General features: G+C 40.2%; 11 protein-coding genes. 8 read left to right on the top strand and 3 right to left on the bottom strand.

Going from position 1 to position 11,527, the window contains the following annotated elements; translation table 11 throughout:
- The first annotated feature begins 5 nt into the window (after positions 1-5).
- The 3 genes from malF (at position 6) to O1Q80_RS01215 (ending at position 4,623) form a co-directional block, all read left to right on the top strand.
- A complete protein-coding gene (gene malF / locus O1Q80_RS01205; RefSeq protein WP_386695172.1) occupies positions 6-1,550 on the top strand; it encodes a maltose ABC transporter permease MalF in 1,545 nt (514 codons plus the stop codon).
- Between the two features lie 12 nt (positions 1,551-1,562).
- Entirely contained in the window at positions 1,563-2,453 is an 891-nt protein-coding gene (gene malG / locus O1Q80_RS01210) for a maltose ABC transporter permease MalG (RefSeq protein ID WP_194965391.1), read from the top strand.
- Between the two features lie 103 nt (positions 2,454-2,556).
- Positions 2,557-4,623, top strand: a complete 2,067-nt coding sequence (locus O1Q80_RS01215; RefSeq protein ID WP_386695174.1) for an alpha-amylase — start codon at positions 2,557-2,559, stop codon at positions 4,621-4,623.
- 72 nt (positions 4,624-4,695) lie between these two features.
- On the opposite strand, the gene O1Q80_RS01220 is transcribed toward O1Q80_RS01215, so the two are convergent.
- Together O1Q80_RS01220 and envC are read right to left on the bottom strand one after the other, a co-directional pair.
- Positions 4,696-5,523 carry a divergent polysaccharide deacetylase family protein gene (locus O1Q80_RS01220; protein ID WP_386688941.1) on the bottom strand — a complete coding sequence of 276 codons (828 nt, stop codon included), beginning with the start codon at positions 5,521-5,523 and terminating at the stop codon, positions 4,696-4,698.
- 6 nt (positions 5,524-5,529) lie between these two features.
- Positions 5,530-6,747, bottom strand: coding sequence for a murein hydrolase activator EnvC (gene envC, locus O1Q80_RS01225; protein ID WP_386695175.1), 1,218 nt, complete (start codon positions 6,745-6,747; stop codon positions 5,530-5,532).
- Positions 6,748-6,908: 161 nt separating this feature from the next.
- Here envC and O1Q80_RS01230 point away from each other — a divergent pair, with 161 nt between their 5' ends.
- From O1Q80_RS01230 to O1Q80_RS01250, 5 genes are read left to right on the top strand one after another with little or no spacing between them, the layout of a single operon-like run.
- Positions 6,909-7,592, top strand: coding sequence for a 2,3-diphosphoglycerate-dependent phosphoglycerate mutase (locus tag O1Q80_RS01230; protein WP_386688937.1), 684 nt, complete (start codon positions 6,909-6,911; stop codon positions 7,590-7,592).
- 55 nt (positions 7,593-7,647) lie between these two features.
- Positions 7,648-8,169, top strand: coding sequence for a GNAT family N-acetyltransferase (locus O1Q80_RS01235; RefSeq protein ID WP_386690181.1), 522 nt, complete (start codon positions 7,648-7,650; stop codon positions 8,167-8,169).
- A gap of 41 nt (positions 8,170-8,210) precedes the next feature.
- Complete coding sequence (gene trmA, locus O1Q80_RS01240; RefSeq protein WP_386695177.1) at positions 8,211-9,296, top strand: tRNA (uridine(54)-C5)-methyltransferase TrmA; 1,086 nt, start codon at positions 8,211-8,213, stop codon at positions 9,294-9,296.
- 1 nt (position 9,297) lies between these two features.
- A complete protein-coding gene (locus O1Q80_RS01245) occupies positions 9,298-10,197 on the top strand; it encodes a cation diffusion facilitator family transporter (RefSeq protein ID WP_386688933.1) in 900 nt (299 codons plus the stop codon).
- Complete coding sequence (locus O1Q80_RS01250; protein WP_386695178.1) at positions 10,194-10,949, top strand: class I SAM-dependent methyltransferase; 756 nt, start codon at positions 10,194-10,196, stop codon at positions 10,947-10,949. Before O1Q80_RS01245 ends, O1Q80_RS01250 begins: the two co-directional genes overlap by 4 nt.
- Here O1Q80_RS01250 and O1Q80_RS01255 read toward each other — a convergent pair.
- A complete protein-coding gene (locus O1Q80_RS01255) occupies positions 10,946-11,464 on the bottom strand; it encodes a hypothetical protein (RefSeq protein ID WP_386688929.1) in 519 nt (172 codons plus the stop codon). The genes O1Q80_RS01250 and O1Q80_RS01255 overlap by 4 nt on opposite strands.
- Between the last annotated feature and the right edge of the window lie 63 nt (positions 11,465-11,527).

The raw sequence follows: 11,527 nt of genomic DNA on the forward strand, positions 1-11,527 counted from the left end.
TTCCTATGCAACAAATAACTCATGCTCAATCTAGTTTTAAATGGCTGAAAATGCTCTTAGTCGGCATCGTTTTACTGATTGATTTCTATCTTGTAGTGCTGATGTATTTGCAAGGTGAATATTTGTTTGCCATGTTGACACTGGTCATTCTCACCTCAGGTATATATATTTTTAGTAGTCAAAAAGTCTATGCGTGGCGGTATGTTTACCCCGGTATTATGGGCATGGCGATTTTTATTTTATTCCCATTAATTGCCACTATTGCGATTGCCTTTACTAACTACAGTGGCACCAACCAACTTGCCTTTGAGCGAGCGTTAACGGTATTACAAGATCAACGTTATTTTGCTGGCGATAAATACGACTTTAAACTCTATCCACAAGAGAATAATCAGTGGAAACTCAGCCTAGAAAATAAAAATACGGGGCAGTTTTTTGTTTCCGATAATATTCAATTTAGCGACCACAATGTCGCCGTACAGGAACAAGAACAAGCACCCACTGGCGAAGTCGCACCACTTAGAATAATTACCCAAAATCGCACCGCACTTCAACAAATGGTGGTGAGCCTACCCACAGGCAATGAAGTGACCATGAGTTCGTTACGTCAATTCTCGGAACAAAAAGCTCGTTATAGCTATGATGATAGCTTGCAAGATTTACGTAACAACGAAACAGGCAAAGTTTATCGCCCTAATTATGATACAGGATTCTTTCAGGAAATTGATGATCAAGGCAACTGGTTAAGCGAAACCTTAGAACCGGGTTTTACCGTAACCATCGGGTTTGCGAATTTTTTGAAGATTTTTACCGATGCGGGCATTCAAAAACCGTTCGTACAAATCTTTATTTGGACAGTGGTATTCTCCGCATTAACCGTGGTGTTTACCGTGATTTTAGGTACGGTGTTAGCTTGCCTAGTACAATGGGAACCGTTGAAAGGCAAGGGAATCTACCGCTTACTGCTTATTTTACCTTACGCCGTACCTTCTTTTATTTCTATTCTGGTGTTCAAAGGATTATTTAACCAAAGTTTCGGTGAAATCAATCTGATTTTAAATCACTTGTTTGGCATTAGTCCGCAATGGTTTAATGATCCATTACTCGCCAAATCGATGATTTTAATTGTCAATACATGGTTGGGTTATCCTTATATGATGATTTTAGCCATGGGATTGCTCAAAGCCATTCCGCAAGACTTATACGAAGCCTCTGCGATGGACGGTGCGTCAACTTGGCAAAATTTTAGCAAAATCACCTTTCCATTATTGTTAAAACCATTAACCCCGTTAATGATTGCGTCTTTTGCCTTTAATTTTAACAATTTCGTATTAATTCAATTATTAACCAACGGTCGTCCAGATATGATCGGCACCACAACACCTGCAGGTTACACCGATTTATTGGTGAGTTACACCTATCGTATCGCCTTTGAGGGTAGTGGCTCACAAGACTTTGGTTTAGCGGCGGCAATTGCCACCATCATCTTCTTATTAGTAGGCGGTCTAGCCATGCTTAACTTAAAAGCCACTAAATTTAAATTGGACTAGGGGGAAATAATTATGGCAATGGTACAACCTAAATCAATTCGTTACCGTTTATTGGGTACACATTTAATTTTAATCCTGTTTATCGCTTTAATTATGTTCCCGTTATTAATGGTGATCGGCATTTCTTTACGCCCAGGGAATTTGGCGATTGGGGATTTAATCCCAAAAGAAATTTCGTGGGATCACTGGAAATTAGCCCTTGGTTTTGATGTGGTCAATCCTGATGGTTCGATTACGCCACCACCATTCCCCGTATTATTATGGCTATGGAATTCAATTAAAGTCGCTTTTATCACATCAGTGGGGATCGTTACGCTCTCTACCACCTGTGCATACGCTTTTGCTCGCATGAAATTCAAAGGCAAAAAGACAATTTTACAAGCGATGTTGATTTTCCAAATGTTCCCTGCGGTGCTTTCCTTGGTAGCGTTATATGCCTTATTTGACCGCTTAGGGCAATATGTACCATTTTTAGGATTAAATACCCATGCTGGCGTGATCTTCGCTTATCTCGGCGGTATCGCCCTACATGTTTGGACTATTAAAGGCTATTTTGAAACCATTGACGGCTCATTGGAAGAAGCCGCCGCACTAGACGGTGCAACGCCATGGCAGGCATTCCGCCTAATTTTATTACCCCTTTCCGTCCCAATCTTAGCGGTGGTATTTATTCTTTCCTTTATCGCTGCGATTACTGAAGTGCCAGTGGCTTCATTGTTGTTGCGTGATGTGAATAGCTATACCTTGGCGGTGGGTATGCAACAATATCTGTATGCACAAAATTATCTATGGGGTGATTTCGCCGCCGCAGCGGTATTATCCGCCATTCCAATTACCGTGGTATTTTTACTCGCACAACGCTGGTTAGTCGGTGGTTTAACGGCGGGTGGGGTGAAAGGTTAAAAACCTTAACACACTGTAGGGGCGTATTGCATACGCCCTTACGCTCGATCTTATCAGGGCGTATGCAATACGCCCCTACATGGAACAAGATGGAGTTTCATCAATGAAAAACAAAAAATTATTATGGCTCGCTTTATTTGCCTCACCAACCTTAGCGGTAACAATCCAACATCCCCATTTTCAAAAATTCACTGAAAATACACCGCACTTATGGGTGGCTCAAGCCGAGCTGGCAAAAGGCAATTATCCGTTAAAATTTGAATGGGATAATCAATGTTTTATGCCACAAAATGTAGGAAGTGCGGTGAAATTAAACCAAGAAATTTCATTGGTGGCTTGTTCTGGTGACGCATTGCCGTTACGTGTATTCAAAACAGGCAATTATACTGCTCAAATTGATTTGCGTAGTGGCACGCCAACGTTACGTTTAAGCCTTGAACAACCCAAAGAAAGCACGGAAACTCTCGCCAAAACCTGTCCTGCGTGGCAAGGGGAGAACGTTGAAATTGATGTTTCTACTACCTTTGCTGACGGTGAAACCGTACGAGATTTTTATTCAGGGCAAACCGCTGTAGTCAAAAATGGCAAAATTAGTATTCAGCCTGATAAAAATGCCAATGGATTGCTATTACTGGAAAAAAGTGCGGTGCAAAATTCGGCTGTTTTTGATTGGAAAAATGCCACGGTGTATTTTGTGCTTACCGACCGTTTTTATAACGGCGATCCAAGCAATGACAACAGCTACGGCAGACAAAAAGACGGTATGCAGGAAATTGCCACTTTTCATGGCGGTGATCTTAAAGGCTTAACAGAAAAATTGGATTATCTGCAACAGCTCGGTATTAACGCACTCTGGATTAGTTCACCACTAGAACAAATGCACGGCTGGGTGGGTGGCGGTGAAAAAGGTGATTTTCCTCACTACGCCTATCATGGCTATTATCATCAAGACTGGACCAAAGTCGATGCGAATATGGGAACGGAAGCCGATCTTAAAAACCTGATTGAACAAGCTCATCAGCGGGGAATTCGCGTATTATTTGATGTGGTGATGAATCACACGGGTTACGCCACGCTTGCTGATATGCAGCAATTTGGTTTTGGTAGCTTGTATTTAAAAGACACGGAAATTCAACAAACCCTTGGCGAGAATTGGACAAATTGGCGACCAAAAGCAGGGCAAAATTGGCATAGTTTTAATGACTATATTAATTTCTCCGATAAAACCGCTTGGGCGAAATGGTGGGGCAAAGATTGGGTGAGAACCGATATTGGCGATTATGATACCCCGAAATATGATGATCTCAGAATGTCGTTGGCTTCGCTGCCTGATCTCAAAACCGAAAGCGAAAGTGCGGTGCATTTACCGAACTTTTATCAACAAAAAACCGACACGCAAGCGCAATTTATGCCGAATGCCAAAGTGCGAGATTATTTAATTCATTGGCTTTCCGATTGGGTGGTGAAATATGGCGTGGACGGTTTCCGAGTCGATACCGCTAAACATGTGGAAAAATCCACTTGGTTACAGCTCAAACAATCTACTCAACAAGCCTTAACTCAATGGCAAAAAGCCCACCCAAAAGCGAGTTTTAACCAACCTTTCTTCATGGTAGGCGAGGCTTGGGGACATGGTGTGTTTAAAAGTGATTATTATGCTAATGGCTTTGATGCCATGATTAATTTTGACTTTCAAGATCAAGCCAAAAACAGCTTAGATTGCTTTGCCAATATTGCACCGATTTACACTGAAATGAATAATAAGCTGAAAGATTTTAATGTATTGAGTTATTTATCATCACACGATACCCGTTTATTTTTCCATTCAGACAGTAGCGAAAATATCGATAAACAAAAAACCGCCGCCAATTTATTATTACTCGCCCCTGGTGCTGTACAAATTTATTATGGTGACGAAAGCGGACGAGAATTTGGGGCAACGGGTTCCGATCCAATGCAAGGTACCCGATCAGATATGAACTGGCAAGATCTCAAGGAAAATGTAGCCAAACAGCAACTTATGCAACATTGGCAAAAACTCGCTCAATTTCGTCAACAACACCCAGCGATTGGGGCTGGCATACAAACTGCGGTGCAAAATGATAAATATTTTGCCTTTAGTCGAGAACATGGCAGCGACAAAGTTATGGTGGTTTGGTTAGGACAATAGACAGATTTTGGTTAAGTAAGTAACTATCTGCTCTTAATATTAGGATATTTAGAGCAGATTTTTTTATATTGATTATTCAGGCACACCACGCAACATCGGAACAGGTGTGTAAGGTGCAACATTGGTTGGGGCGGGCAAATCACTAAACAATAAAATAAATGGTTTTGGTGGAATCACTTTTTCATCACGCCATAGACTACCCATACTCACTAATTGAATATCCGTTGGTAAATTCGCCAGTCCAGCCTGCAATACCGCAATGGTATTTTTACGTGGATGTCCAATCACAATAGATGTACCCTGTTTTCTGGCATGTTGAATCGCCAGTTGATATTGATGTTGTACATCCGCAAGAGCATCACTGTCGTCAAGAAAAATATGCCGATCTAAGGATTTTACCCCTTGTTCTTTCGCCACATTACCAGCCACACTACTGCCGATAGTTCGACTATCTAAAAAGAATAAATGCTGCTCGGCAAGTTCTTGCATTAAGTATGTCATTAACGCTCGATCAGAGGTTGCGGCACTACCCATGTGATTATTCATACCAATGGCAGCGGAAACAATGCTCTTAGCCGTTTGTACTCGCCGACTTACTTCATCTTGCGACATACCTAGCGTCAATCCGCCCCCTTCAATTTTCATCTTAGATTTAGGTTGCATCGGCATGTGAATTAACACATCTCGCCCTTGCTCTCGTGCTTGTTGATTACGTTGGCGAGCATAGGGTGCGGCAGGAATAATAGCCACCGAAATCTGCCTTGGCATCGCAAAAACGGCGGCATCTTCTTTTTGATGATAACCAACATCGTCAATTACAATGGCGAGCTTTGCTGGTTGAGCTTGAGTTAAACCAGCCCAAAGTGCGGTGCTTAAAAACAAAAAATTTTTCCACGCCATGGCTTTCTATCTCAACCAATTTAACGGATTCACCGCATTACCTTGACGGCGAATTTCAAAATATAACCCTGAACGAGATTGCCCGCCACTGTTGCCAACTTCAGCTATTTTTTGTCCAGCGTTCACTAACGCCCCAGTTTTCACAAACACCGCTTGATTAAAACCATACAATGACATATAACCCTTACCATGATCGATCACCACCACTTGACCATAACCCGCCAGCCAATTAGATAAAATCACCCGACCGCCCGAAATGGCTTTTACCCCTGTGCCAGAACTGGCAGAAATCACTATCCCTTTCCATTTTACTTCACCAGCTTGGATCGAACCAAAATGATGCAGCACTTTACCCGAAACTGGATAGGCATATTTACCATTTAACCCTGCACCAGAACGGATTAATTGTTGTTCTTGAACAGTCGGTTGATAAACCTTATTGGTACGTTTTTCTTCGTCTTGTTTTTTCTGAGCTAACTGTTCACGTTCTTTCTTTTCTTGCACTACCGCTGCTTGTTCCGCACGTTTAATCTCATTTTGTAAGGCTTGTTCATTGGCTTTCAAGCTATCTAATTTATTTTGTTCTTGTGCTAAGGTTTTGTTTAACTGATTTAAGGTGCTTTGCCGTTCATGTTTGGCTTTTTGTAATTCTTGCTGCTGTTTTTTCTGTTCCGATAATTGCGTTTTTTGCTCCTGTTGCTGACCCGACAAATAGGCTTTTTGTTGCTCTAATTGTTGTTGTGTCGCTTTCAGTTCATTTAACAAAGCTAACCGAGATTGATTCATGTGTTTCGCATAGATCATCATTCGATCGTTATTTTTAGCATCGTCGGACAATAAATGTTCCACCACTGAATTTGGATTACCAGAACGATAAATAGCATCTAACTGCTTGGCTAATTTCGCTTTTTGTTTTTTTTGCTGTTGTTCAAGGGATTTTATTTGACGATTAGTTTCCGCAATAATTTTTTGCGTTTCTTTTAAACTGGTTTCTGTTTCTCGCAAGGTGCCAACCACATTATTAATTTTATTTTCTTGGGTTTCTAATGCAGATTGCAGTTTATTTTGCTCTTGTTTGCGTTGTGCAATTTTCTGTTCTTGCTGTTTGATTTGGGTTTTAATTTGGTTCAAATCAGCACCTTGGCTAGAAAGAGAAACCAATAACCCCATACTAAAAAGTGCGGTCAATTTTGGCAATTTTTTAAATAATGAACAAAGCAACATGTTTTTTCCGATTTTTCGCTAACATAATCAAATTTCTTGCTAAATATACCATTATTTTTGAGAAAGATCAGGAAACCATGGCTTTTCACTTTCAAATTTTGCAAATTTTTGCTATAAAGTATGATGTTATTTTATTTATTTTTATCAACTAGGAGATCCCTATGCAATTAGTCTTTATTCGTCACGGTTTCAGTGAATGGAACGCAAAAAATTTATTTACCGGTTGGCGTGATGTTAATTTAACCGAACGTGGTATTGAAGAAGCAAAATCAGCAGGGCAAAAATTAAAAGCAGCTGGTTTTGAATTTGATATTGCATTTACTTCGGTATTAACCCGTGCGATCAAAACTTGTAACATCGTGTTAGAAGAAGCTGGTCAACTTTGGATTCCACAAGTCAAAAACTGGCGTTTGAATGAACGTCACTACGGCGAATTACAAGGTTTAGATAAAAAAGCCACTGCGGAAAAATATGGTGATGAACAAGTTCACATTTGGCGTCGTTCTTACGACACATTACCACCATTATTAGATCCGAAAGATCCTAATTCAGCCCATAATGACCGCCGTTATGCTCATTTACCAGCAGACGTGGTACCAGATGGTGAAAACTTAAAAGTAACTTTAGAGCGTGTACTTCCATTCTGGGAAGATCAAATCGCACCTGCTTTATTATCAGGTCAACGTGTATTAGTAACTGCTCACGGTAACTCATTACGTGCCTTGGCAAAACATATTGAAGGCATTTCTGATGCAGACATTATGGATTTAGAAATCCCAACGGGTCAGCCATTAGTGTATGAATTAGATGATAACTTAAAAGTCATCAGCAAACGCTATCTTTAATTTTTTAACCGTCAATCAAATGGCACAACATGTTGTGCCATTTTTATCTAAAAATATGAATATTAGAACTGCCCAACCACAAGATCTGCAAGCCATTATTGAGATCTATAATCAAGCAATCCCTACTCGCCGTATCACAGCTGATCTTACCCCCGTGACCGAGCAACAACGCCGTCCGTGGTTTGAAGAGCATTTTAATAATCAAACACACCCATTGTGGGTCATGGTTGAAAATGTGACTGAAAGTGCGGTACAAAATGAAAGAATTTTGGGCTGGTTTAGTTTTTCTCCTTTCTATAAACGTGCCGCTTTCGACCAAACGGTGGAAATCAGTTTATATTTAGATCAACAGGCAAGGGGCAAAGGTTACGGCAGTCAAGCCTTGCAATTTATGCAAAATCAAATGTCTAATTGCGGTATAAATACCCTAATGGCTTATGTGATTGAAGAAAATCACGCCAGCCGTCATCTTTTTGAAAAACACCATTTTAAACAATGGGGACGTTATCCCAATATCGCCAATATGGGCGATAGCTTACAGACGTTTTTGGTGTATGGGTTTCAGGCAACCGTATAAATACAATTAGAATTTAACTTGTTAGGCACATTTTTATAAGTATGAATAAGCAACAATACGATGATCTTCTCGCTAAAAAAAGCAAAAAATTGACCGCACTTTTAGCACCTTTTGATGCACCAGCATTGAGCGTGTTTGCTTCGCCTATACAACATTTTCGTATGCGTGCTGAATTTCGGGTGTGGCATGAGCAAGATGATCTTTACCATATTATGTTTGATCAAAAAACTAAACGGCGTTATCGAGTCGATCAGTTGCCTATTGCCAGTGCATTAATTAATCGCATGATGTTAAGCCTATTGCCGTTGTTAAAAGAACAAGATATTCTGCGGCATCGATTATTTCAAATTGATTATTTAACTACATTGAGTGAGCAGATTATTGTGAGCTTGTTGTATCACAAAAACCTTGATGATGATTGGGTTGCCGCTGCCAAACAATTAAAAGTGCGGTTAGAAAATAAAGGGTTTTCTGTCCAAATTATTGGACGTGCGGCTAAACAAAAAATTTGTTTAGATCGGGATTATGTAGATGAAATATTACCGATTAACGGTAAAAATTATGTCTATCGCCAAGTAGAAAATAGCTTTACCCAGCCCAATGCGATGGTGAATTGTCAAATGTTGCAATGGGCGATTGATTGTACACAAAACAGCCAAGGGGATTTGCTTGAACTCTATTGTGGTAACGGTAATTTTTCAGTGGCATTAGCACAAAATTTCCGTAAAGTATTGGCAACCGAAATCGCTAAACCGTCAGTGAATGCTGCCCAGTTTAATATTGTGGCAAACAATATTGATAATTTGCAAATTATTCGTATGTCAGCGGAAGAATTTACCCAAGCGATGAATGGGGTACGTGAATTTAAACGTTTGAAAGGGATTGACCTAAAAGCCTATCAGTGTAATACCATTTTTGTTGATCCACCACGGGCAGGGCTTGATGCGGATACCGTGCAGCTGGTGCAACATTATGATCGGATTTTGTATATTTCTTGCAATCCTCATACCTTATGCAGCAATTTACAAACTTTATGCCAAACACACCGTATTGAACGTGCCGCATTGTTTGATCAATTCCCTTACACCGAGCATGTAGAAGCAGGTGTATTGTTAGTGAGAAAGTAAGATGGAAAAAAATTACACACAATTTGTTAAACGAGCCAGCCAGCTTGCGATTGTTGTCGCCAGCGTGCTAATTCTAATTAAAGCCTTTGCTTGGTGGCAAACGGGATCGATTGCAATTTTAGCGGCGATGACGGATTCTGTGGTGGATTTATTTGCCTCCATTACCAGCATTTTGGTGTTGCGTTTTGCCTTGTTACCACCTGATCATAATCACGCATTTGGTCACGGCAAAGCCGAATCATTGGCTGCCTTAGCACAAAGTGCGTTTATTGCAGGATCAGCGGTATTCTTACTTTTACAAGGTACACATAAATTAACCAATCCGCAAATTATCGACAATTCGCAACTGGGGATTTGCGTCAGTATTATCTCAATTGCTTTTACCGCTGCATTAGTGGGTTATCAGAAAAAAGTGATTAAACTGACCGAAAGCCCCGCTATTCAAGCGGACTGTTTGCATTATCAAACGGACTTATTAATGAACGTAGCAATTTTAATTGCAATGTTGTTGAATATGTATGGGTTTATTTATACTGATGCCATTTTTGCCATTGGAATTGCACTTTATATTGCCTATAACGCCTTTAAAATGGCATGGGAAGCGTTGCAGGTGTTATTAGACAAAGCCTTGCCACCAGAAGAAATCGATCAAATCAAACGCATGGCAGAACAACATCGCAATATTATTGGTATTCATAGCATTTGTACTCGCCGTGCGGGAGCAGTACGCTTCATTCAACTGCATTTGGAATTACCTGATAGTTTAACTTTATTCCAAGCTCATCAAATTACCGATGAGTTGGAAGAAAAAATCCTAACCGTATTTCCGAATGCGGATATTATTATTCATCAAGAACCTAAATCTATTGTAGATTTAGAAAGAGCGCAGGGTTTGATATGATTCAACTAATTTGTGAAACTGAAAATCAGGATTTTTTCACCGCACTTTGTGCTGATCAAGGGTTAATTCACAATCCTAACAGCCCGTTAGCCTTAGTACAAACCCAAGTTGGCGATGAAATTCGGTTAGAATTACGCAAATTAGACGAACCTAAACAGGGAGCGGTTTTTGTGGATTTTATTGGGGGAGTAATGGCTCACCGCCGTAAATTTGGTGGTGGACGAGGTGAAGCGGTTGCCAAAGCGATTGGCATAAAAGGCAATGAATTACCGACAGTCATTGATGCCACAGCAGGATTGGGGCGAGATGCCTTTGTCTTAGCCAGTATTGGTTGTCAAGTTCGTTTAGTGGAACGCCACCCAGTCGTGCGTTTATTACTACAAGATGGTTTACGCCGAGCTTATCTTGATGCTGAAATTGGCAGTATGTTACAGCAGAATTTGCAATTACTGCCTATCTCTACGATTGATCAACTTGATCCCATGACAGATTTTGCTGATGTGGTTTATCTTGATCCGATGTATCCACATAAACAAAAATCCGCCTTAGTCAAAAAAGAAATGCGATTTTTCCAACAGCTTGTCGGTGCTGATTTAGATGCCGATCTTTTGCTAACCACCGCCCTAAAACTTGCTCAGAAACGAGTGGTAGTCAAACGCCCCGATTACGCTGGATTTCTGGCTGAAAAAGCACCGCACTTTAGCCGCACAACTAAGAATCATCGGTTTGATGTTTATCTTGTCCAAGCCTAATCGTTATTTATCACTAATTTTGTTCCATCAGTATAAATAATCTTCATCGCAATATTAGAAAGGTTTATGTGTTTAGATCCTTCTTTGGCGGCTTGTATAAAGGCTGGTGGTAATTGTGCTGTAATAACAGGAAACGCCAAATCAATTTCTTGACCTGCTCGCAAGCCTTTTTTATTAAAATTAACTGGAGCGTCCAAGTTTAATAAAACCTGTCCGTTGTTCGTAAATTGTGATACCCAATGCACTGTTTTAATTGGTTTTTGACCAATATTTTTCAGATGATATTTAAATTCTATAATCGACTGTTTCTCTGAATTCACGCTTGGATTAGCCCCCGTATATTGCAGTGCAACAGATTGTGAGAACAGTTTTAAAAGCATTTTTTTTCCAGTTTCATCATTTTGTTCACTGGTTGTAAATGCGACTGGGTGTGTTTGCCGAGTCGTTTTAGCACTCACTTGCATTACGACAACAGCTGATAAAATCATAGCCACTAAAGGGCGAAGTAATTTCATTATTCTCTCCTATAAAATGAAATCTCAAAAATAAATCGGGCGTTATTGTACATGGATTCATGA

Source organism: Lonepinella sp. MS14435, assembly GCF_042485795.1.
GTDB lineage: Bacteria > Pseudomonadota > Gammaproteobacteria > Enterobacterales > Pasteurellaceae > Lonepinella.